Source organism: Sphingomonas sp. A2-49, from assembly GCF_025548555.1.
GTDB lineage: Bacteria > Pseudomonadota > Alphaproteobacteria > Sphingomonadales > Sphingomonadaceae > Sphingomonas.
On sequence record NZ_JAJLPA010000019.1, the window covers coordinates 1 to 20,799 of the forward strand.

Below are 20,799 nucleotides of genomic sequence, written 5' to 3' on the forward strand. Positions count from 1 at the left end.
CCGCCACGGCGGGTTAATGCAGCGTTTCTATAAACGGCATTGAGCCTGGAGGCCGGGGAGACGATCTCGGCATCCGAACGGGGCGCGGCGTCGTAGCTGCGCTCGAACAACGAACAGGTGCGTCATGCGCAAGGTCATCAAGAGCGGCTTCTTCTGGCAATTCGTCGGCGGCTTCGCCATCGGCGCGGTCGGCGTCGTCACGCTTCAGCCGGCGAGCGCGCAACCGCCACAGCCGCTGCCCGCCGCCTCGCCGATCGTCCAGGTGCGCTGATCGTGGCGCCCGCACACCTTGGTGGAACGCGGGCGGCTCCCCATCTCGGTACCATGCTGAAAATCCTGATTCCCGTCGCCGGCATCGCCGCCGCCACCCTCGCCTCCACCGGCTTTGCCGCGGCCGAACGCGCCGTGCCCATCCCTGCGGCGCGCAGCGACGTGCCCGCGACCGGCCGCGCCCAGACGGCTGTGTTCGCCGGGGGCTGCTTCTGGGGCATGGAGGCGGTGTTCGAACATGTGAAGGGTGTCCGGTCCGTCACCGCGGGCTATGCCGGCGGCAGCGCCACGTCGGCGAGCTACGAGCAGGTCTCGACCGAGACGACGCGTCATGCCGAGGCGGTGCGGGTTGTCTTCGACCCCGCGCAGGTCAGCTATGCGACGCTGCTGCGCGTCTATTTCTCGATCGCGCACGATCCGACCCAGCTCAACCGGCAGGGGCCCGACAGCGGCACCAGCTATCGCTCGGCGATCTTCCCGCAGGACGCCCGGCAGGCTGCGGTCGCGCGCGCCTATATCGCACAGCTCGGCGCGGCCAGGGCGTTCCCGCGCCCGATCGTGACCCGGATCGAACAGGGCGGCTTCTATCCCGCCGAGGCCTATCACCAGAATTTCTACGACCGGAACCCGACGCACCCCTATATCGTCCATTGGGACAAGCCAAAGGTCGCGGCGTTCAGGGCCGGTTTCCCGACGCTGTATCGCTGATCCGCGATCGACCCCCTCGATCGTGACGGACCCGAACCGGCCCTGATCGGTTATGCGACCCGAACGCATCGATGCGCAGGGGGATTATCGTGATCGACAGACGACGGCTCGAATCGGGCGGGCTGATCGCCTTTCTGGTGCTGGCGACGCTGGGGCTGATGCTGGTGGTGTCGTCCTTCGCCGGCGCGCTGCTGTGGGCGGTGCTCGCGGCGATCCTGTTCCAGTCGCTGTTCCGCTGGCTGCTCGCGCGCTGGCCCGGGCATCGCAACCGGGCCGCGGCGACGACGCTGCTCATCATCCTCGTCGCGGTCATCATCCCGGCGCTGGCGATCGCCGCCATGGTGATCGACCAGACCGCCGGCGTCTATGCCCGCGTGCAAAGCGGCCAGATCGATTTCGCCACCTATTTCCAGCAGATGCACGACGCGTTGCCGCAATGGGTGCAGCGTCCGCTCGACCGCTCCGGGCTCGGCAGCTTCGATCGCGCGCAGGCGCGGATCGCCGAGGGGCTGCGCAACAGCTTCCGCTCGATCGCATCCCAGGCGCTGTCGATCGGGCGCAATGCCGCGGCCTTCCTGCTCGCCTTCGGCGTCGGGCTGTACGTCACCTATTTCCTGCTGCGCGACGGCGAGACGCTGGCGCCGGCGATCCGCGACGCGCTGCCGCTCGAACGCTCGGTCGCCGACCGGCTGCTCGGCAAGTTCGTCGCGGTGGTGCGTGCGACGGTGAAGGGGTCGGTGGTCGTCGGGCTGGTGCAGGGCGCACTGGGCGCGGTCACCTTCTGGATCGTCGGCCTGCCCGCGGCCTTGCTGTGGGGCCTGCTGATGGCGCTGATGTCGCTGCTGCCCGCGGTCGGGCCGGCGATCGTCTGGGTGCCGGTCGCCGCCTATCTGCTGGCGACGGGCGCGGTGTGGCAGGCGATCGTGGTGGTGGTGTCGGGCGTCGCGGTGATCGGCCTTGCCGACAACATCCTGCGGCCGATCCTGGTCGGGCGCGACACCGGCATCCCCGACTGGCTGGTGCTGGTGACGACGCTGGGCGGGATCGAGGTGGCGGGGCTGAGCGGCATCGTCGTCGGCCCGCTGGTCGCCGCGCTGTTCATCGCCGGCTGGCAGATCCTGACCGAACAGCGCCGCGGCCATGCCATCGCCAATCCCGACGCGGCCGACGCGCCGCGCGACGACGGCGGCTGACCGTCACCGCCCCTCCAGCTTCGCCTTCAGGTCCTTCAGCGCGCCGAACGGACCGGCTTCCTCTTCACTGATGACACCCGCCTCGCGCAGCGCGGTGGCGGCGTCCGGGCTGCGCGGAAACGGATCGAGCGCCAGCGCCATCGTCTCCGCCGCCGCCTCGCCCAGGTCGACCGCGCCGCCCTCGATCTCCACGGTGTCGAGTGCGCCGGCGTCGAGCTCGACCTCCTCCTGCTCGTCGAGTCGTTCGACGAACAGCAGGGCGACCGGCTCGTCGATCGTCGCGTCGAGCGGCACGCCGGTGACCGAGCACGCCTGCACCACCGCGCCGGATACGTGACCGCGCACCGCGATGCCGGCCGATTCGCGCCGGACCGCCAGCACCGCCTCCAGCCGATCGACCGCGAGCACGCCGAACCGCGTCGCCAGCGCCGCGCGCTCGGCGGGGTCGGCGGCGATCCGCACCTCGCGCTCGCCCGCGCCGATCGCATCGAGCCGTTCGGGGCGGCTGAATTCGGGGGTCATGCGATCTCTCCCGCGGTCAGCCGGTCGAGTGGCATGCCGGCAAGCCCGGCGTGCAGCGCGGTCAGGGCGGCGGCGACGTGCGCGACCGCCGCCGCGTCGGGCGCGGTGCCGCGATACAGGTTGCGGACCAGAGCCGGGCCGAGGTCGCCCGCGGCGATGCCGTCGCGATAGGCGCCGATCCGGCCGCCCAGCATGCTCATCATCTTGCCGATATGCTTGCCGACGACGATGTCGCCGATCCCCATCTGGCGCAGCTGGCCGTCCATGTCGTCGACGAAGCGCTCGGTCAGGTGCGCCGACAGCGCCGCCGCCGCGGGCTCCGCCTCCAGCCGGATCAGGACCATCGCCAGCACCGCGGCGATCATGTCGAAGCGGCCGTCGACGGTGTCGGGCACCGCGCCGTCGAGGTACCAATGCTCCGCCCGCCCGCGCGTCACCACCGCATTGTAGAGCGGCAGCGCGTCCTCGCGCCGCTCCCCGAACAACCGTCCCCACCAGTCCACGTCGCGTCCTTCACCTGTGCGCGGCGACAGCCGGCGCTTGATGCCCATCCGTCCTTCGCATATCGAGGCGATCGGCGGGCGATGCAATCGACCATGCACGCGGCCGCCGCTGGAGATAGTGATGAGCGTATCCTTTGCCCGTGGCGGCCTGATCCTCGGCCTCGGGCTGACCGTCGCGGCGGGCGCCTGCGCGCCGCTTCGCTCGCACCAGGGCTATATCGTCGACGTCGACCTCGTCAATTCGGTGCAGCCGGGCGTCGATACGCGTCAGTCGGTCGCCGCGGTGCTGGGCCGCCCGACGATCGCGAGCCAGTTCGGTGCCGAGGACTGGTATTATGTCGCGCGCGACAGTCGCAACCTGAACTTCCAGAAGCCCAGGGCCAAGGACCAGATCACGCTGAAGATCAGCTTCGATCCCGCCGGCACGGTCCGGACGATCACGCGCACCGGCGTCGACCAGATCGCCAGCGTCGATCCCTATGGCAAGACGACGCCGACCCTGGGCAAGAAGCGCGGCTTCTTCGAGGACCTGTTCGGCAACATCGGCACGGTCGGTGCCGCGGGTGCCGGTGGACCGGGCGGTGGTGGCGGCGGCGGCGGTCGCGACCAGCCGTAACCCGTACCCGACACTCTGGACTTCCCGTCGCCTGGCGTTGGCCGCGCCGCCTGCTACGCATCGGCGCGGCCGTGCCGTGCTTGGACCGGCACTGATCCCGAAAGGGGAAAGGGATCAGTGACGGCAAACGCGCCGGTCGCCGATTGGTTCGCGGCGTTGCACGGCTGCGCAATATTATTTGCTTCGCCATAACGCCCGGGTGCGGTGCTAGTCGCGCGTGGTTCGTGAACCGCCCTACGTCGGCCCGCAGGCGTTTCCATCATTCCCCTCCAAGCCGTCCTACTGTTCGCATTCCGCGTCCGGGATGACGGGGGGCGTTTGCGTCCGATCCCGGGATCCGATCGCACCGAATCGGACCATGCCATGTCCCCGACGCGACGCGCCCTTTCGATTCGGCAGTCGATCGTGCTGTCATGCGGCGCGGACCGCCGCGGATTGCTGGCGCGCATAGGGACTTGAGCGAAACCCCTTGCGCCAATCGTATCCGAAATGGTCATATCGGTGCGAAGGGGCGGGGGCTCGATGGATGTTCTGACGGGCGCGCTCGATGTGATGGCGCGCGAAACGATGCTGTTCGCCGCCGCCGGGCTGCTGATCGGCGGGCTGGACGATCTGGCGGTCGACCTGTGCTTCCTCGTCCACCGGCTGTTCCACTGGCGTACACCGCCGTTGCGGCTGGAGTCGCTCGCCGCCCCCGTCGTGCCGCGCCCGTTCGCGGTCTTCGTCGCGGCGTGGGACGAACAGGCGGTGATCGGGGCGATGCTGTCGGCAGCGGTCGCGCGGTTCGATCATCCCGACTACCGGCTGTACGTCGGCGTCTATCCCAACGATCCCGGCACGATCGCCGCCGCCGGCGCGGTCGCGGCGACCGACCGGCGCATCCGGATCGTCGTCGGCGAGCGCGACGGGCCGACGACCAAGGCGGATTGCCTGAACACGCTGTGGCACGCGCTGGTCCGTGACGATGCGGCCGACGCTCGGGCGACGGCGGCGGTCGTGCTGCACGATGCCGAGGACATGGTGCATCCCGCCGAACTGACCGTGTTCGACGCGCTGGTCGACGCACGGGCGGTGGTGCAACTGCCGGTGCTGCCGCTGATCCGCCGCGGATCGCTGGTGTCGGGCCATTATGCCGACGAATTCGCCTATGCGCACAGCGTCCAGCAGCCCGTCCGCGCGCTGCTCGGCGCGGCGATGCCGCTCGCCGGCACGGGCTGCGCGATCGCGACGGGACTGCTCGCGGGGATCGCCGAGGAACGCGGCGGCGCGCCGTTCGACGACAGCAGCCTGACCGAGGATTACGAGCTGGGCCTGCACGTCGCCGCGCGTGGCGGCATCGGCCGCTTCGTGCGCGTGCGCGATCCGCGCGACGGCAGCCTCGTGGCGGTGCGTGCCTATTTCCCCGAAACCCTGGTCGCGGCGACGCGGCAAAAGGCGCGATGGATGACCGGGATCGCGCTCGCGGGCTGGGATCGCACGGGGTGGGCGCGGCCGCGCGCCTTCGCCGACCATTGGATGCGGATGCGCGACCGGCGCGCGCCGCTGTCGGTGCTGGTGCTCGCGGTCGCCTATGTCGCGGTGATGCTGTGGCCGCTGGCGCTGGCGGCGCACTGGCTCGGGGGGCGCGCCGACGGGGGCGACCGGCTGGCCGACTGGCTGCTCGCCACGACCACCGCGCTGCTCGGCTGGCGGCTGGCGATGCGGATCGCCTGTACCGGCCACGCCTATGGCTGGCGCGAGGCGGGCTGGTCGCTGCCGCGCTTCTTCGTAGGCAATCTCGTCTCGCTGGTCGCGGCGCCGCGGGCGTTGCATCGCTACTGGCGGCTGCTGCGCGGCGCGCCGCTGGTCTGGGACAAGACGACGCACGTGTTTCCGGACGATGCCATGCCGGCCCCTGCGGCGCCGTTGCCGGCGTGACCGGCGGCCGGCCGCTGCGGTTTCTCGCGCTCCTGCTGTGCGGCTGGGCGGGGGCGCGCGGCGTGGACATCTATCGTCGTGGGATCGCGGTGCCGGCGGCGGTCATGCAGGTGGCGGAGAAACTGGCGTCGGCGATCGGCGTGCCCAGGGCGATGGCGGCCCCGCTGGGCCTGCCGCCACGGTACGCGATCCGCACGGCGGCGACGCGGCCGCGCGTCCGGACGCCCATGCCACCGGCCCCGGTGACCGCCGCGGCGACGGACCAGCGGCCACCGGGCCGCGCGGCGTCGATCGCCGGACCGCCCCCTGTGGACGGGCAGGTCCCGGCACTCGCGCCGGCGGTCCTGCCGCCGCCCCGCACCCCCGCCGGTTCGCGGTGGAGCGGCAGCGCGTGGCTGATCGCGCGCGACGGCAGCACGTTGGGCGCGCCGGGTGGCCAGCTCGGCGCGTCGCAGGCGGGCGTGCGGGTGCTGCATGCGCTCGGCGGCAGCCGGCGGCTGGCCCTCGCGGCACGGCTGTCGGCGCCCCTGTCCGGACGCGGGCGCGAAGCCGCGATCGGCGTCGACTGGCAGCCGACGCGCGCGCCCGTCCACCTCGTCGCCGAACACCGCCTCGCGCTCGACGGGGGGGCGAGCGGACCGATGGTGGGGATCGTCGCGGGCTTTGGCCCGGCGGCGGTGGTGCGCGGGGTGACGATCGAGGCCTATGGCCAGGCCGGGGTGGTCGCCCGCACCGGCGGCGGCGGCTTTGCAGACGGAGCGATGCGCGTCGCGCATCCGCTCGCCACCGTCGGCGGGCTGGCGATCGACATCGGTGCGGGCCTGTGGGGCGGCGCGCAACGCGGCGCGGCGCGGCTCGACGCGGGGCCGTCGCTGGGCGCGGTCGTGTCGCTGGGCGGGCGGCGTGTCCGGCTGGCGGCCGATTGGCGCCAGCGCATCGCGGGCGACGCCCGGCCCGGATCGGGGCCGGCGCTGTCGATCGGCACCGACTTCTGATCGCTTTGGGGGGGGCGGCAGATGGCGTCTCGCGGACGACACGGACGCGTGGCGCGCCGGGCGCCGGCGCGCTCCGATCCATGGCGATCGCCGGCAGGCCCACGCTGTTTCGAGGTCACGCCGCACGCGGGCAGGGTGCGGCTGCGTCGATGGGCAATCCGGCCGCGTCAATCGGATCGGGGCCTGCGCCGACGCGCGAGCCCTGCCGCCCGCATGTCGATCCCGCCTAGTGCGATGCGGACGGCGGGCTATAACGCGGCGTGGACGTCTACCTTCCCATCGCCAACCTGTCGGTCAACGCGCTCGTCATCGTCCTGCTGGGCGGCGGCGTCGGGCTGCTGTCGGGGATGTTCGGGGTCGGCGGCGGCTTCCTGACGACGCCGCTGCTCATCATCTACGGCATCCCGCCGACCGTCGCGGCGGCATCGTCCGCGAGCCAGGTGACGGGTGCCAGCGTGTCGGGGGTGGTCGCGCATTTCGCCCGCAACGGCGTCGATACCAAGATGGGCGGCGTGCTGGTGGCGGGCGGTATCCTCGGCAGTTTCGCGGGCGCCTGGATCTTTCGCCTGCTCCAGGCGAGCGGCCAGATCGATACGGTGATCGGCATCGTCTACGTCGTCATGCTGGGGTCGATCGGCACGCTGATGGCGCGCGAATCGATCGGCGCGATCGGGGTCGCGCGCGGGCGGCGGGCCCCCCGGCCACGCAAGCGCCGCCATCATCCGCTGGTCGCGGCGCTGCCGCTGCGCACGCGCTTCTACGCCTCGGGGCTCTACATCTCGCCGCTGGCGCCGCTGTTGCTGGGCTTCGGCACCGGCATCCTCACGATCCTGCTCGGCATCGGCGGCGGCTTCATCCTCGTGCCGGCGATGATCTACCTGCTCGGCATGGCGACCAGCGTCGTCGTCGGTACCTCGCTGTTCCAGACGCTGTTCGTCACCGCGATCGCGACGATGGTGCATGCGACCACGACCAAGGCGGTGGACATCGTCCTCGCCGGCCTGCTCCTCGTTGGATCGGTGATCGGCGCGCAACTCGGCGCGCGCTTCGCCACCAAGGTGAAGCCCGAATATCTGCGCCTGGCGCTCGCGGTCATGGTGCTGCTGGTCGGGCTGCGCATCCTGCTCGGGCTCGTCTGGCGGCCGGAAGACATCTTTACGGTCGAACTGACGTGAGGCGCACGCTGCCGCTGCTGCTGGCGCCGCTGCTGATGGGGCAGGCGCCCAAGCCCGTGCTGGTCCCCGACGTGTCGCAGCGCAATATCGAGATCGCCTACAGCTTCACCGGCGCCGAACTGCTGCTGTTCGGCGCGATCCTCTACCCCGGCGGGCGGCTGCCGCGCGGCGAGGCACCGACCGACATCGTCGTGGTGGTGAAGGGGCCGACGCAGCCCGTACTGGTGCGCGAAAAGCAGAAGGTCGCCGGCATCTGGATCAACGCCGAGCACCAGCGCTACAGCTCGGCACCCAGCTTCTACGCGCTGGCCTCGTCGCGGCCGATCGATCGGATCGTCGACGAGCGGACGCGCGCGATCTACGAACTGGGTCTCGGCAGCCTGCAACTCTCGCCCGGATCGAGCGCGACCAGTTCGGTCGAGCATCGCTTCCAGCAGGGCCTCGTCGCGCTGCGCCGCCGTGCCGGCCTGTACCTGGAGGCGCCGCGTGCGGTCGAGATCACCGACGGCGTCCTCTACCGCGCGCGGCTGACGATCCCCGCGCGCGTCCCCGTCGGCCGGTTCACCGCCGAAACCTTCCTGATCCGCGACGGCCGCGTGCTCGCGGCGGCGGTGCGCGACATCGACATCCGCAAGTCGGGGTTCGAACGCTTCGTGGCGCGCGCCGCGGACCGCGAATCGGTCGCCTACGGATTGGTTGCGGTCGCGCTGTCGATCGGGCTGGGCCTGTCGGCGGGCTGGATCGCGCGGCGTATCTGACTCACCCTATCTTAACCGCTCGACCGTACGTCCTGAAGCCGAATGGACGAGGATAGACCGTGATGACCGAGATGCCGGGGCCGGGCGCGTTCGCAGGTGCCGTGCCGCTCGCCATGGCCGCGATGGGCGGTCCGGGCGGTGGAGCGACGCCGATCGGTTGCGTCCTCGCCGTCGCGGGCGGCAGCAGCCGCGTGCTGTTCGATCGCAATGCCCTGGACCTCGTCGCGCAGGATGCCGATCCCGTGATCGCCAGCGCCGGCCAGGTCGGCGGACAGATCAAGATGCGCGTCGGCGGATCGTGGCTGGTCGCCAATATCCGCAGCCTGACGCTCCAGGACAACGGCGGCGACTGGGTCGCGGCGGAGATCGACTTCCTGGGCGAGGGCGACGAGGAGCGGCTGACCGGCAAGCTCTACAACTTCCGGCGCGGCGTCACCCGGTATCCGATCCCCGGCTGCGACGTCTTTCCGGTGGCGACGATCGACCTGAAGCAGATCTACTCCGCCGCCGACCAGCCGCATATCCAGATCGGCACGGTGTATCCGACGCGCGACGTGCGCGCGTCGCTGTACGTCGATGCGATGCTGGGCAAGCATTTCGCGCTGGTCGGGTCGACCGGCACCGGCAAGTCGACGTCCGCGGCGCTGATCCTGCACCGGATCTGCGAACTGGCGCCGCAGGGCCATATCGTCATGATCGATCCGCACGGCGAATATGCCGCCGCATTTCGCGGCAACGGCGCGATCTACGACGTCAACAACCTCCAGATGCCCTACTGGCTGATGAACTTCGAGGAGCATTGCGAGGTCTTCGTGACCAGCAGCGGCTCCGATCGCCAGATGGACGCCGACATCCTCGCCAAATGCCTGTTGATGGCGCGCGCCAAGAACCGGCTGGGGCAGGAGATCGCGAAGCTGACGGTCGATGCGCCGATCCCCTATCTGCTCAGCGACCTCACCAACCTCATCAGCCTCGAAATGGGCAAGATGGATCGCGCCGGCGACACCGCGCCCTATCTGCGCCTCAAGACCAAAATCGACGAGATCAAGGCCGATCCGCGCTACGGCTTCATGTTCTCGGGCATGCTCGTCGCCGACACGATGGCGGATTTCCTCGCGCGCGTGTTCCGCATGCCGGGCGACGGGCGACCGATCTCGATCGTCGACGTCTCGGGCGTGCCGTCGGAGATCACCTCGGTCGTCGTCGCAGTGCTGAGCCGGATGACGTTCGACTTCGCAATCTGGTCGCGCAACGAACCACAGCGGCCGATCCTGCTCGTCTGCGAGGAAGCGCATCGCTACATCCCGAGCAGTGCGAAGGGCGAAGGGCGCAGCGCGTCGGTGGGGCGGATTCTCAGCCGGATCGCCAAGGAAGGCCGCAAATACGGCGTCAGCCTGGGCCTCATCACGCAGCGGCCGTCCGATCTCGAGGAAGGCGTGCTGTCGCAGTGCGGCACGATCATCGCGATGCGACTCAACAACGAACGCGACCAGGCGTTCGTCCGAGCGGCGATGCCGGAAGGCGCGCGCGGGTTCCTCGATTCGATCCCCGCTTTGCGCAACCGCGAATGCATCATCTGCGGCGAAGGCGTCGCTGTGCCGATCCGCGTGAGCTTCGACGGGCTCGACGAAAACAAGCGCCCGGCGTCGGGCGATCCGCTGTTCTCGCAATTGTGGCGCGACGCCGGCGGCGAGGATTCGATCATCCAGCGTACGATCATGCGCTGGCGCGCGCAGGGGCGCTGAGCAGGACGGCGGGCCGGAACGCAGGCTGGCGTCGACCCCGATGGCGGGGCGGCGGCGGGGTCAGCCGCCTTGGCCGACCTTCACCGCCAGCAGGCCGGCGACGCGTGCCCTGAACCGGCGCAGCGCCTCGCCGGACAGCGCCTGCATGCTCGCGAAGCTGATCGCGCGCGGGTTGATCGTCTGGCCGTTGCGCCACACCTCCCAATGCAGATGCGGTCCGGTCGACAGGCCGGTCGACCCGACATAGCCGATCACCTGTCCTTGACGGACATGCTCGCCGCGCGCGACCGCGATGCGACTCATGTGGCCGTAACCGCTGGCGAGGCCGCCGCCGTGAACCAGCTTGACGAAATTGCCATAGCCGCCCGAACGCCCGGCGCCCTGCACCACGCCGTCGAGCGCGGCGTAGATCGGCGAGCCATAGGGGGCGCCGATGTCCAGCCCCTTGTGCATCTTGAGATAGCCGAGCAGCGGGTGCATCCGGTAGCCGAAGGACGAGGTGATCCGTCCCGCGACGGGCATGCCCATGAAGCCGCGCCGTTCGCTCTGCCCCTTGGCGTCGAACCAGGCCGGTTTGCCTTCGTCCTGCCAGCGAACCAGTTGAACCTTGCGTCGCCCCTGGTCGATGCCCGCGAACAGCAGGTCGCCGAGCCGCGTCTCGCCGGTCGCGGCGCGTTGCTGTTCGACGATCAGGTCGAAGCTGTCGGCGGCGCCGACGTCACGCCCGATCGACAGCCGGGTGGCGAGTGCCTTGATATAGCTTTCGACGACGCGCGCAGGCGCGCCCGCGGCCCGCGCCGAGCGGTAGAGGCTGGAGCCGACGAGGCCCTGGATGCGCAGCGGCGTCGCATCGATCGCGATTGGCCGGCGCGTCATGACGAGGCCGGCGCCGGCGCGGTCGAGGCTGACCGCGAGGTCGAAGCGCGCGCGCAGCGCCAGTTTCTCGAGCGGCCGCGCCACCGTCCTGGCCGGGCGGCGGCCGAGCGTCAGCGCGATGCGCGTGCCCGGCTGGATATCGCCCAGCGGCACGGTCTGCGCGATCAGCGCGGCGGCGGCCCGGGCATCGCCGCGGCCGACGCCGGCGCGCATCAGCACATGGTCGAGGTCGTCGCCCTCGCCCAGCGTCGCCGCAAGATCGACGATCGGGCGTTCGGGCGCTTCGGCGAGCGGCGCGACGAGGTCGTTCGCCGCCATGCGGCGGCCGGTGTCGCCGCCCCAGGCGAGCGGCGCGATACCCTGGCCGCGCACCTCCTCGAAGGCGGCGCCGGAAAGGGGCGAGGGGGTGGCGCCGACGAGCGGACGCATCGTCGGGCCGAGTGCCCAGGCGGTGCCGCACAGCGCGGTGAAGGTGGCGAGGCCGCGCCACCAGTCGCGGCTGCCGATCTGCGCGCCGAGGTCGGGCGCCCAGTCGATGCCCGCGGCGGCACTGCGCAGCCAGTCGAGGCGGCCGGGGTCGGGTGTCGCGACCGACACGCGGCCGAACGCGCGGTTGCCGACGCTGCGGGCGGCGCCGCCGCCGGCCAGTTCCAGTCCATGATCGTTGCGCAGGAACACGCGGGCGGCGCCTCATCGGTTGCTCGCCGTCTTCCCCCCGGCGCTGGTCGAAGCGTTGTGGGGGCGAAAGTCTAAAGTCAAATTAACCGCAGCGGCTGGCAGGCCGGGCTGCGACGGATCGTTTCGCAGGCGCGGCGGTCGGGGCATTCCTCGCGAAGGCGCGACGAAAAGAAGGATCGGGTTCACGCGGAGGCGCGGAGAGCCGCGCTCCGGGCCGCAGGCCCTTTCCCGGCCGGACGTCGGTGACGGGCAAGCGGCTGGGCCGTTCGCAGTTCCTCCGCGCCTCCGCGCCTCCGCGTGAACCCAATCACCTTGGCATCTGCGTGAACCAGCCCGACCGCCCTGCCGCAACGTTGATTCACCTCATTGCGCGCAAGGCCGCCAGCCCCGATGTTGGCGGGATGAAACCGGCGGTCACCGCGGTCCTCGGGCCCACCAACACCGGCAAGACGCATCTGGCGGTCGAGCGGATGTGCGCGCATTCCAGCGGCGTCATGGGGTTTCCGCTGCGGCTGCTCGCGCGCGAGGTCTACGACCGCGTCGTCAGGCTGAAGGGGGCGGATCAGGTCGCGCTGGTCACGGGCGAGGAAAAGATCGTTCCCCCCAACGCCCGCTGGCACCTGTGCACGGTCGAATCGATGCCCGAGCACGACACCGCGTTCGTCGCGCTGGACGAGGCGCAGCTGGGCACCGATGCGGAGCGCGGGCACGTCTTCACCGACCGGCTGCTGCGGCGGCGCGGGCGCGAGGAGACGATGATCCTGGGCTCCGAAGCGCTGCGGCCGATGATCCGCGACCTGGTGCCGGAGGCCGAGATCATCGGCCGCCCGCGCTTTTCCAGGCTGACTTACGCCGGCGCGAAGAAGATCAGCCGGCTGCCCAAGCGGTCCGCGATCGTCGCGTTCAGCGCCGAGGAGGTCTATGCGGTCGCCGAGATGCTGCGGCGGCTGCGCGGCGGCGCGGCGGTGGTGATGGGTGCGCTGTCGCCGCGCACCCGCAACGCGCAGGTCGCGATGTTCCAGGCGGGCGAGGTCGATTATCTCGTCGCGACCGATGCGATCGGCATGGGCCTCAACATGGACGTCGCGCACGTCGCCTTCGCCGGGCTGCACAAGTTCGACGGTCGCCGCACCCGGCGCCTGACGGTGGCGGAGATGGCGCAGATCGCCGGGCGGGCCGGGCGGCACCAGCGCGACGGCACGTTCGGCGGCATCGTCGAGGAAGGGCCGGGGGCGTTCACCCCCGAAGAGGTGTTCGCGATCGAGGAGCATCGCTTTCCGCGGATCGAGCACCTCTATTGGCGCAACGGCGAACCCGACATGGCGGGCGTCGACGCGCTGATCGCCAGCCTGGAGCGGCGACCCGAGCCCGGCGTGCTGCTGCCGGCGCCGCAATCGACCGACCTCGCCGTGCTGAAGCGGCTGGCGGAGGAACCCTGGGTCCGCGACCGCGTCCGCACGCCCGCGATGGTCAGGCGGCTGTGGGCGGCGTGCGGCCTGCCCGATTTCCGCAAGCTGGGCCTCGATCCGCACACCCGCTTCGTCTCGCGCGTCTTCGGCTATCTGTCCGAAGGGCGCGGGGTGGTGCCCAACCAGTGGTTCGCGGACGAGGTGGCGCGGCTCGATACGGTCGCGGGCGATGTCGAGACGATCGCGGGACGCATCGCCGCGATCCGCAGCTGGGCCTATATCGCGCAGCGGCCCGACTGGCTCGCCGATCCGGCGGCGGGGGCGGAGCGGACCCGGGGCATCGAGGAACGCCTGTCGGACGGACTGCACGCCAGCCTGACGCAGCGCTTCGTCGACAAGCGGACGACCGCGCTCATCCGCCAGATCGGCGCCGATTCGTCGCTGTTGCCGGTCGTGATCGGCGCGGAGGGCGAAGTGCTGGTCGAGGATCACCCGATCGGGCGGCTCGACGGGTTTCGCTTCACCGTCGATCCGGCGGCGCGTGCGGGCGACCGCCGGCTGCTGCTCGCCGCGGCCGAGAAGCGGCTGGCCGGCGAACGCTCGCGCCGCGCCGACGCGCTGGTCGCGGCGGAGGATGCCGGCGTCTCGCTCGACGGTGCGGCGATCGTCTGGGCCGGGCATCCGGTGGCACATCTGACGCCGGGCCCGTCGCTGGCGCGCCCGCAGATCCGGCTCGACCGCGCGCTCGACTGTCTGACCCGGCCGCAAAGGGATGCGGTGCAGGCGCGGCTGGTGCGCTGGCTGGCGGCGGCGATGGCGCGGCACCTGCCCGCGATCGCCGCGCTGGCGGAGGCGGCGCGCGATCCGCAGGCGACGCCCGCGCTGCGCGTGGTCGCGGGCGAGCTGGAGGCGGCGGGCGGCCTGATCGCGCGGCTGGCGGTCCGTGAACCGCTCGACGCGCTCGATCCGGACGAACGCAAGCGGCTGCGGCGGATGGGCATCGTCATCGGCGCGCTCGACCTGTTCGACCCGCGCCTGCTCAAACCCGGCGCGGCACGGTGGCGGCGGGCGCTGCTGGCGGTACGCGGGGACGCGCCCGACCTGCCGCGCGAGGGGGCGAGCGTGCTGCCGCGCGGCGCGGCGGGGGCGCGGCTCGCCACCGGTTTCCGGCCGCTGGGTGCGCAGGCGGTGCGCGTCGATCTGGTGGAACGGATCGCGCGCGCGGCGCATGACGCGCGACAGGGGCGCAAGCCGTTCGCGCCCGACCCGGCGCTGGCGACATCGATGGGGGTCGAGCCGGCGACGTTCGAACGGCTGATGGCCGAACTGGGGTTCCGCACCGTCCGCCACGCCCCGCCCGGCGATGCGCCGGCGACGCCCGCCTGGGTCTGGCACGGCCGCCGCCCGCCGCGGCGCGAGGAGCGGCCGGTACCGCCGCCGACGGGTGCCTTCGCGGCGCTGGCGGGCTGGAACCGCCATGGCTGAAGCGGGCGCGAGCATGCGGCTCGACCGCTTCCTGTGGTTCGCCCGGCTGGCGAAGACGCGGACGCTGGCACAGGCGCTGGCCTGCGACGGGCGGCTGCGCATCGACGGGCGTGCCGTCGATCGCAGCGCGGCACCGGTGCGGATCGGCAACATCCTGACCTTTGCGGTGCACGATCGCGTCCGCGTGCTGCGGATCGAGACGCTGCCGGTGCGTCGCGGCCCCGCCCCGGAGGCGCAGGCCTGCTACCAGGAACTGACTGCAAACGTATCGCAACCGTCCGCGATCGATTGACGCGGGCGGGAACGCGGCATAGCAGCCTCGCGTTCAGGCCCGGATCCGGTCGGAGCCGACGCCAACGATCAAGGCCGCTAAGGAACCCCAATGACCTACGTCGTCACCGATGCCTGCATCCGCTGCAAGTATATGGACTGCGTAGAGGTGTGTCCGGTCGACTGTTTCTACGAGGGCGAGAACATGCTCGTCATCAACCCCAGCGAGTGCATCGATTGCGGCGTGTGCGAGCCCGAATGCCCGGCCGAGGCGATCCTGCCCGATACCGAGAGCGGGCTGGAACAGTGGCTGGAACTCAACACCACCTTCTCCGCGCAATGGCCGAACGTGACGCGCAAGCTGGACCAGACGCCGCCGGACGCGGATGCTATGAAGGGTGTCGAGGGCAAGTACGACCAGTTCTTCTCGCCCGAACCCGGGGCCGGCGACTGACCGTGCGATAACGGACCAAAGCGCAAGTGAGCCAGCATAGCTGTCTCATGTGGGCTGGTAATTTTGTTACGAGTGTGTTAAAAGGGTCCATGACGGGCATGATGACTCATGCCTGCTCAGGAGACGCTCGTACCAACCATCCTCGCACGGCCCGATCGGCGGTCTTCCGTCACGGCCCGCCCCCATGCGAGCGATGCGACCTTAGAAAGGCCCGTTCATGGCTGCCAAGGCATTGTCCTTCGATGTCGGTGATTACGTTGTTTACCCGAAGCATGGCGTCGGCCGTGTGATCGAACTGCAGAAGCAGGAGATCGCCGGTACCAGCCTGGAGCTGTACGTGCTGCGTTTCGAGAAGGAGCGCATGACGCTCCGTGTCCCCACGAACAAGGCCGAATCGGTCGGCATGCGCAAGCTGTCGTCGGACAAGACGATGCGCGAGGCGATGGAGACGCTGAAGGGCAAGCCCAAGGTCAAGCGCACCATGTGGTCGCGCCGTGCGCAGGAATATGAGGCGAAGATCAATTCGGGCGACCTGGCGTCGATCGCCGAGGTGGTCCGCGACCTGTTCCGCGCCGACGACCAGCCCGAGCAGAGCTATTCGGAGCGCCAGATCTTCGAGGCGGCGTGCAGCCGCCTGGCGCGCGAGCTCGCCGCGATGGAAGAGGTCGACGAGCCCAAGGCGCAGGAAAAGATCCTCGACATCCTCCGCGCCGCCGCGGCGATCTACAACAAGGAAAAGGTGCCGGTATAAGTTCGGCACCGGCATCCGGCGATGCGAAAGGGCGGTCCCGCAGGGGGCCGCCTTTTTTGCGTTTACAAGTGTAGGCGTCGCGACGTAGCATCCGGCTGACACAGCCAAGGATGTTCCGCATGAAGCCCGTCGCCCTCGTCCTCCTTCCCCTCGTCGCCGCGGCCGCGCTGGCGAGCGCCGCCACCGCCGGCGAGCGCGATCGCGGTCCCGGCCTGCCGGGCCAGCGGCAGGGCAATGCGCTGGTCTATGCCGTCCGCGGCTTCGACGCGGTCAGCCTTGGCGGCAGCGCCCGGATGATCGTGCGCGCCGGCCCGCAATTCGCGGTCAGCGCCGAAGGGCCGGCGGAGGCGTTCGCCAATTTTCGCGTCGTGCAGGAAGGGCGGACGCTCAAGGTCGGCCAGCGCTATGAGGGGCGCCGGTGGATTCCGGCGGACGCCAAGCTGATCGTCCGCGTAACGCTGCCTGCGCTGGCGGCCGCGAGCGTCGGCGGATCGGGCAGCATCGATATCGACCGTGCGGGCGGCGAACGCTTCGCGGGTTCGGTCGGAGGGTCCGGCGACCTCCGGATCGCGCGCCTCGACGTGCGCGCTGCGGACCTCAGCATCGGCGGCTCGGGCGGGATCGCCGCCACGGGCCGTGTCGGCGCGCTCGACGCGAAGGTCGGCGGCTCGGGCAGCATCGACGCGGCGGGGCTGCGCGCGGACCGTGCGTCGGTCGCCATCGGTGGATCCGGCAGCGTCCGCGCCGCGGTCGCCGGCCCCGCCGACGTATCGGTGGCGGGCAGCGGGAACGTCGACCTGGGGCCGCAGGCCCGCTGCCGCGTCAGCAAGGCCGGCAGCGGCCGGGTTCGCTGCGGCGGCTGACCGACCGGCTTGCCATGCCCCTCGGTTGTGTATTATATAGGCAATACACAACCGAGGGGTGAATGCCATGCGCACTGTCGCGATCATGATGCTGGGGGCGGCGAGCCTGTCCGCCTGTTCGATCGGCCATGACGACGGGCCGGGCGTGACGCCGACGGGCACCGGCACGGCGCGCACCTATGCGATCGACGGTTTTTCGAAGATCGACCTCGGCGGCAGCGAAGACGTCGACGTGCGCGCCGGCACCGGCTTTTCGGTTCGTGCAGAGGGGCCCTCCGACGAACTTGACCGCCTGCGGATCGCCAGGGACGGCGACACGCTGGAGATCGGGCGCAAGCGCGCGTTCCTGGCGTGGGGCAGGAGCGCGAAGGTCAAGATCTTCGTCACGCTGCCGCAGCTGACCGAGGCCAACATCGCCGGATCGGGAACGATGGCGGTCGATCGCGTCGAGGGCGGCCGGTTCGACGGCAATATCGCCGGGTCGGGCGACCTCAACATCGCCGCGCTCGCCACCGACACGGCCGAGGTGTCGATCGCGGGGTCGGGCAGCGTGCGCGCCGGCGGCGCGGTGAAACGGCTGGAGGTCAGCATCGCCGGATCCGGCAGCCTCGATGCGGCCGGCCTGCGCGTGGAGCAGGCCGCCGTGTCGGTGGCGGGGTCCGGGGACGTGCGCGCGGCGGTGAGCGGCCAGGCGAAGGTCGACCTGATGGGGTCGGGCGACGTCGATCTGGGCGCCCAGGCGGTGTGCAAGGTATCGAAGATGGGGTCGGGATCGGTCCGCTGCGGCCGCTAGCGGGGCCGACGGCGCCGCTTGCCCCCCGGCCGTGCCGGTGCGAATGTCCGGCGCCATGCTCCGCCCCCTGATCGCGCTCCTCCTGTTCGTCCCCGCTGCGGCGGCCGCCGACGAACGCCACGTCACCCTCGGCAGCTTCGACGCGCTGCGCGTCAACGGTGCGTTCGAGGTGACGGTGACCACTGGCGGATCGCCCGGTGCGCAGGTGATCGCCGACCGCGACGCGATCGGCGACATCGACCTGCATGCGGAGGGAACGACGCTGACCGTGCGCCGTAGCGTGGCCGGCCGCTGGGGCGAGCGACCGCGGACGGCGGCAGCGACGCCGGTGCGCATCGTGCTGACCACGCCCCGCCTCGGCAGCGTGACGGTGATCGGCGGCAGCCGCGTCGCGGTGTCGCGGCTGACGGGGGCCCGGATCGACCTGTCGGCGACGGGGACCGGCTCGATCGTGGCGGGGGCGGTGCAGGGCGACCGGGTCAACGTCCAGCTGATCGGCGAGGGCCGGGTCGCGCTCGCCGGCCGGGTGCCGACCGCGCGCCTGCTGGCCAACGGCGCCGGCACGATCGACGCGGCGCAGCTCGACGCCGGCGACCTGACCGTGCATCTCGACGGGCAGGGGACGATTTCCGCGCGCGCCCGCTTCACCGCGCAGGTGTCGAGCACCGGCCTGGGGACGGTCACGGTGGCGGGCCGGCCGAAATGCCGCGTCACCGCCGCCGCGGGCGCACCGGTGACGTGCGGGACCGGCGACTAGGGATTGGCGAGGCGGACCGAGTCCGGACGCGCCGGCGCCCGGCGGACGGCAAGCGATCCGACCCCGCGACCCTGTCCGCCGTCAGATCAGCGCCAGTTCCGCCAGCCGGCCGACGAGAGCGGGCGGCATCGCCGCCAGTCCGTCCGCCGCGCCGCCGAGGTCCGGGGGCGCGTCCGCCGCCTCCAGATAGCGCCAGCCCTGATGCGCGCGCTTGGGGCGCGCCTGGACCAGCACGAGCGCGGGGTCGATATGGATCGCCACCCGGCCGCCCTCCGCCTCGCCGAAGCCGAGGATCGGCGAGCGGGCGATCAGCTGATGTTTCAGGATCCAGAACAGCGACCCGCCGCCATCGGCCACCGCGGCGCCGGCGATCTCCTCGTGCCGCTTGGGCAGATAGCGCGTGGTCAGGAACACCGGGCCGTCCGCGATGCGCGCCGCCAGCCGCTCGGCGAGATGGTCTACGCTCGTCGCGCCGAACGCCACTTTGGTCAGGTGAAGCATGGACCTGGCATGTGGGTCGCGCCGCCGCGTGCCGCAAGGTTCGGCTAGGTGCCGAGCCCCCAGAGGGTCGCGAGGCCGAGGAATGAAAAGAAGCCCATCACGTCGGTCATCGTCGTCACGAACACCGCGGAGGATACCGCGGGGTCGATGTTGAGCCGGTCGAGCGTCACCGGCACCAGTACGCCGCCGAGGCCGGCGACGAGGTTGTTGGTCACCATCGCCAGCGCGATGACCAGCGACAGGTCGGCATTGTGGTAGAAGACCCAGGTGCCGAGCCCGATCAGCACCGCGAGGCTGAGGCCGTTCGCCAGCGCGATGCGGAATTCGCGCAGGATCATCCGCGCGGTGTTCGAACTGGTCAGCTGGTTGGTGGCGAGCGCGCGCACGACGACGGCGAGCGTCTGCGTGCCGGCGTTGCCGCCCATGCCCGACACGATCGGCATCAGGACCGCGAGCAGCGCGAACCGCGCGATCGTCCCCTCGAACGCGCCGACCACCGATGCGGCGAGCATCGCGGTGCCGAGGTTGACGACCAGCCACGACAGGCGCGTGCGCACCGTCAGCCGGATCGGTTCGTTGATGTCGCCTTCGCCCGCGCCCGACAGGCGCAGCACGTCCTCGCCCGCCTCCTGCTGGATGATGTGGACGATGTCGTCGACCGTAATCATGCCGACGAGGCGGTTGGCGGCATCGACCACCGCGGCGCTGATGAGCGCGTATTTCTGAAAGCGCAGCGCGACCTCTTCCTGGTCCATATCGACCGGGATCAGCGTCTGTTCGCGCTGCATCACGTCGGCGATCGCGATGTTGCCGGGGGTGCGCAGGATCCACGACAACTGGCAGGTGCCGACCGGATGATGGCCGGCATCGACGACGAAGATCTCCCAGAAGTCGGTCGTCAGTTCCTCGTGGTGGCGCAGGAAGTCGATCGCATCGCCGACGGTCCAATGCTCGGGCACCGCGATCAGCTCGCGCTGCATCAGGCGGCCGGCGGATTCCTCGGGATAGGACAGCGCCTCCTCGATCGCGGCGCGATCGTCGGGGTCGAGCGCGCGCAGCACCGCGCGCTGCTCCGCCTCGTCCATGTCCTCGATGATCGCGACCGCGTCGTCGGTGTCGAGTTCGGAGGCGAGGTCGGCGACCTCGGTCGGGGTCAGCGCGTCGATCAGGTCCTCGCGGACGTAATCGTTCATCTCCGCGAAGACGTCGGCGTCGAGCAGGTCCTTCAGCGCCTTCGCCAGCGCGCCGCGATCCTCGTGCGGGGTCAGTTCGAACAGGTCGGCGATGTCGGCGGGATGCAGCGGCTCGACCAGCGCGCGGGCGGCCTCGTCGTCGCCGTCGCGGACCGCGTCGCGGACGGCGTCGACGAATTCGGGACGCAGCCGGTCGTCCTCGTCCAGCTCGTCCTGCTCGGGTGCGGGGGCTTCGTGAAGCTCGGTCTCGCTCACTTGCTGCCTCCTGCCATGCCGGGTGTGGGGTGGTGTGGGCGGGCTCTACCGCGCTGCGGCACGAATGGCCACCCTCGTGCATTTGCCCTTCGGCCCGACCGACACTAACTGC

At 71.0% G+C, this 20,799-nt stretch carries 21 protein-coding genes; 16 read left to right on the forward strand and 5 right to left on the reverse strand.

What is annotated here, in order from left to right; genetic code table 11:
* The first annotated feature begins 124 nt into the window (after positions 1-124).
* The 3 genes from LPN01_RS14005 to LPN01_RS14015 all read left to right on the forward strand — a co-directional run bounded on the left by LPN01_RS14005 (position 125) and on the right by LPN01_RS14015 (position 2,171).
* On the forward strand, positions 125-271 hold the full coding sequence (locus LPN01_RS14005; protein ID WP_262829038.1) for a hypothetical protein: 147 nt from the start codon (positions 125-127) through the stop codon (positions 269-271).
* Positions 272-324: 53 nt separating this feature from the next.
* Positions 325-978, forward strand: a complete 654-nt coding sequence (msrA, locus tag LPN01_RS14010) for a peptide-methionine (S)-S-oxide reductase MsrA (RefSeq protein WP_262829039.1) — start codon at positions 325-327, stop codon at positions 976-978.
* Between the two features lie 89 nt (positions 979-1,067).
* Entirely contained in the window at positions 1,068-2,171 is a 1,104-nt protein-coding gene (locus LPN01_RS14015) for an AI-2E family transporter (protein ID WP_262829040.1), read from the forward strand.
* A 3-nt stretch (positions 2,172-2,174) separates the two neighbouring features.
* On the opposite strand, the gene LPN01_RS14020 is transcribed toward LPN01_RS14015, so the two are convergent.
* Positions 2,175-2,693 (reverse strand): YceD family protein, encoded by a 519-nt coding sequence (locus LPN01_RS14020; protein ID WP_262829041.1) that lies wholly within the window; start codon positions 2,691-2,693, stop codon positions 2,175-2,177.
* Complete coding sequence (locus LPN01_RS14025; RefSeq protein WP_410482831.1) at positions 2,690-3,244, reverse strand: ubiquinol-cytochrome C chaperone family protein; 555 nt, start codon at positions 3,242-3,244, stop codon at positions 2,690-2,692. The genes LPN01_RS14020 and LPN01_RS14025 overlap by 4 nt, the downstream gene beginning before the upstream one ends.
* Positions 3,245-3,317: 73 nt before the next feature.
* On the opposite strand from LPN01_RS14025, the gene LPN01_RS14030 reads away from it, so the two are divergent.
* The 6 genes from LPN01_RS14030 (at position 3,318) to LPN01_RS14055 (ending at position 10,402) form a co-directional block, all read left to right on the forward strand.
* Entirely contained in the window at positions 3,318-3,812 is a 495-nt protein-coding gene (locus LPN01_RS14030; protein WP_262829042.1) for an outer membrane protein assembly factor BamE, read from the forward strand.
* A 522-nt stretch (positions 3,813-4,334) separates the two neighbouring features.
* Positions 4,335-5,729: a glycosyl transferase family protein gene (locus LPN01_RS14035; protein WP_262829043.1), complete on the forward strand. Its 1,395-nt coding sequence runs from the start codon at positions 4,335-4,337 to the stop codon at positions 5,727-5,729.
* Positions 5,726-6,724: a hypothetical protein gene (locus LPN01_RS14040; protein ID WP_262829044.1), complete on the forward strand. Its 999-nt coding sequence runs from the start codon at positions 5,726-5,728 to the stop codon at positions 6,722-6,724. Before LPN01_RS14035 ends, LPN01_RS14040 begins: the two co-directional genes overlap by 4 nt.
* A gap of 260 nt (positions 6,725-6,984) precedes the next feature.
* A complete protein-coding gene (locus tag LPN01_RS14045) occupies positions 6,985-7,899 on the forward strand; it encodes a sulfite exporter TauE/SafE family protein (protein WP_262829045.1) in 915 nt (304 codons plus the stop codon).
* Between the two features lie 35 nt (positions 7,900-7,934).
* Positions 7,935-8,657, forward strand: coding sequence for a TIGR02186 family protein (locus LPN01_RS14050; protein ID WP_262829110.1), 723 nt, complete (start codon positions 7,935-7,937; stop codon positions 8,655-8,657).
* A gap of 62 nt (positions 8,658-8,719) precedes the next feature.
* Positions 8,720-10,402, forward strand: coding sequence for an ATP-binding protein (locus LPN01_RS14055; RefSeq protein ID WP_262829046.1), 1,683 nt, complete (start codon positions 8,720-8,722; stop codon positions 10,400-10,402).
* A gap of 60 nt (positions 10,403-10,462) precedes the next feature.
* Here LPN01_RS14055 and LPN01_RS14060 read toward each other — a convergent pair whose 3' ends face one another.
* Entirely contained in the window at positions 10,463-11,956 is a 1,494-nt protein-coding gene (locus tag LPN01_RS14060) for a M23 family metallopeptidase (RefSeq protein ID WP_262829047.1), read from the reverse strand.
* Positions 11,957-12,357: 401 nt separating this feature from the next.
* Here LPN01_RS14060 and LPN01_RS14065 point away from each other — a divergent pair, with 401 nt between their 5' ends.
* From LPN01_RS14065 to LPN01_RS14095, 7 genes are all read left to right on the forward strand, one after another.
* On the forward strand, positions 12,358-14,850 hold the full coding sequence (locus LPN01_RS14065) for a helicase-related protein (protein WP_262829048.1): 2,493 nt from the start codon (positions 12,358-12,360) through the stop codon (positions 14,848-14,850).
* Positions 14,843-15,142 carry an RNA-binding S4 domain-containing protein gene (locus tag LPN01_RS14070; RefSeq protein ID WP_262829049.1) on the forward strand — a complete coding sequence of 100 codons (300 nt, stop codon included), beginning with the start codon at positions 14,843-14,845 and terminating at the stop codon, positions 15,140-15,142. Before LPN01_RS14065 ends, LPN01_RS14070 begins: the two co-directional genes overlap by 8 nt.
* Before the next feature lie 90 nt (positions 15,143-15,232).
* Positions 15,233-15,574, forward strand: coding sequence for a ferredoxin FdxA (fdxA, locus tag LPN01_RS14075; RefSeq protein WP_262829050.1), 342 nt, complete (start codon positions 15,233-15,235; stop codon positions 15,572-15,574).
* Between the two features lie 217 nt (positions 15,575-15,791).
* The gene (locus tag LPN01_RS14080; protein WP_262829051.1) at positions 15,792-16,325 is read left to right on the forward strand and encodes a CarD family transcriptional regulator; all 534 of its coding nucleotides are present in this window, start codon (positions 15,792-15,794) and stop codon (positions 16,323-16,325) included.
* A gap of 119 nt (positions 16,326-16,444) precedes the next feature.
* The gene (locus tag LPN01_RS14085) at positions 16,445-17,188 is read left to right on the forward strand and encodes a head GIN domain-containing protein (RefSeq protein WP_262829052.1); all 744 of its coding nucleotides are present in this window, start codon (positions 16,445-16,447) and stop codon (positions 17,186-17,188) included.
* Between the two features lie 67 nt (positions 17,189-17,255).
* Positions 17,256-17,981: a head GIN domain-containing protein gene (locus LPN01_RS14090; RefSeq protein ID WP_262829053.1), complete on the forward strand. Its 726-nt coding sequence runs from the start codon at positions 17,256-17,258 to the stop codon at positions 17,979-17,981.
* Between the two features lie 55 nt (positions 17,982-18,036).
* On the forward strand, positions 18,037-18,738 hold the full coding sequence (locus LPN01_RS14095) for a DUF2807 domain-containing protein (RefSeq protein ID WP_262829054.1): 702 nt from the start codon (positions 18,037-18,039) through the stop codon (positions 18,736-18,738).
* An 81-nt stretch (positions 18,739-18,819) separates the two neighbouring features.
* On the opposite strand, the gene LPN01_RS14100 is transcribed toward LPN01_RS14095, so the two are convergent.
* Complete coding sequence (locus LPN01_RS14100) at positions 18,820-19,239, reverse strand: DUF1489 family protein (RefSeq protein ID WP_262829055.1); 420 nt, start codon at positions 19,237-19,239, stop codon at positions 18,820-18,822.
* A 44-nt stretch (positions 19,240-19,283) separates the two neighbouring features.
* Positions 19,284-20,687 carry a magnesium transporter gene (gene mgtE / locus LPN01_RS14105; RefSeq protein ID WP_262829056.1) on the reverse strand — a complete coding sequence of 468 codons (1,404 nt, stop codon included), beginning with the start codon at positions 20,685-20,687 and terminating at the stop codon, positions 19,284-19,286.
* Between the last annotated feature and the right edge of the window lie 112 nt (positions 20,688-20,799).

What these genes read in the sequence shown, in the direction of transcription:
- LPN01_RS14005 (WP_262829038.1), top strand. Translation starts at nt 125, where the DNA reads ATGCGCAAGGTCATCAAGAGCGGCTTCTTCTGGCAATTCGTCGGCGGC.
- msrA (WP_262829039.1), top strand. Translation starts at nt 325, where the DNA reads ATGCTGAAAATCCTGATTCCCGTCGCCGGCATCGCCGCCGCCACCCTC.
- LPN01_RS14020 (WP_262829041.1), bottom strand. Translation starts at nt 2,693, where the DNA reads ATGACCCCCGAATTCAGCCGCCCCGAACGGCTCGATGCGATCGGCGCG.
- LPN01_RS14025 (WP_410482831.1), bottom strand. Translation starts at nt 3,244, where the DNA reads ATGGGCATCAAGCGCCGGCTGTCGCCGCGCACAGGTGAAGGACGCGAC.
- LPN01_RS14030 (WP_262829042.1), top strand. Translation starts at nt 3,318, where the DNA reads ATGAGCGTATCCTTTGCCCGTGGCGGCCTGATCCTCGGCCTCGGGCTG.
- LPN01_RS14035 (WP_262829043.1), top strand. Translation starts at nt 4,335, where the DNA reads ATGGATGTTCTGACGGGCGCGCTCGATGTGATGGCGCGCGAAACGATG.
- LPN01_RS14050 (WP_262829110.1), top strand. Translation starts at nt 7,935, where the DNA reads ATGGGGCAGGCGCCCAAGCCCGTGCTGGTCCCCGACGTGTCGCAGCGC.
- LPN01_RS14055 (WP_262829046.1), top strand. Translation starts at nt 8,720, where the DNA reads ATGACCGAGATGCCGGGGCCGGGCGCGTTCGCAGGTGCCGTGCCGCTC.
- LPN01_RS14065 (WP_262829048.1), top strand. Translation starts at nt 12,358, where the DNA reads ATGAAACCGGCGGTCACCGCGGTCCTCGGGCCCACCAACACCGGCAAG.
- LPN01_RS14070 (WP_262829049.1), top strand. Translation starts at nt 14,843, where the DNA reads ATGGCTGAAGCGGGCGCGAGCATGCGGCTCGACCGCTTCCTGTGGTTC.
- fdxA (WP_262829050.1), top strand. Translation starts at nt 15,233, where the DNA reads ATGACCTACGTCGTCACCGATGCCTGCATCCGCTGCAAGTATATGGAC.
- LPN01_RS14080 (WP_262829051.1), top strand. Translation starts at nt 15,792, where the DNA reads ATGGCTGCCAAGGCATTGTCCTTCGATGTCGGTGATTACGTTGTTTAC.
- LPN01_RS14085 (WP_262829052.1), top strand. Translation starts at nt 16,445, where the DNA reads ATGAAGCCCGTCGCCCTCGTCCTCCTTCCCCTCGTCGCCGCGGCCGCG.
- LPN01_RS14090 (WP_262829053.1), top strand. Translation starts at nt 17,256, where the DNA reads ATGCGCACTGTCGCGATCATGATGCTGGGGGCGGCGAGCCTGTCCGCC.
- LPN01_RS14095 (WP_262829054.1), top strand. Translation starts at nt 18,037, where the DNA reads ATGCTCCGCCCCCTGATCGCGCTCCTCCTGTTCGTCCCCGCTGCGGCG.
- LPN01_RS14100 (WP_262829055.1), bottom strand. Translation starts at nt 19,239, where the DNA reads ATGCTTCACCTGACCAAAGTGGCGTTCGGCGCGACGAGCGTAGACCAT.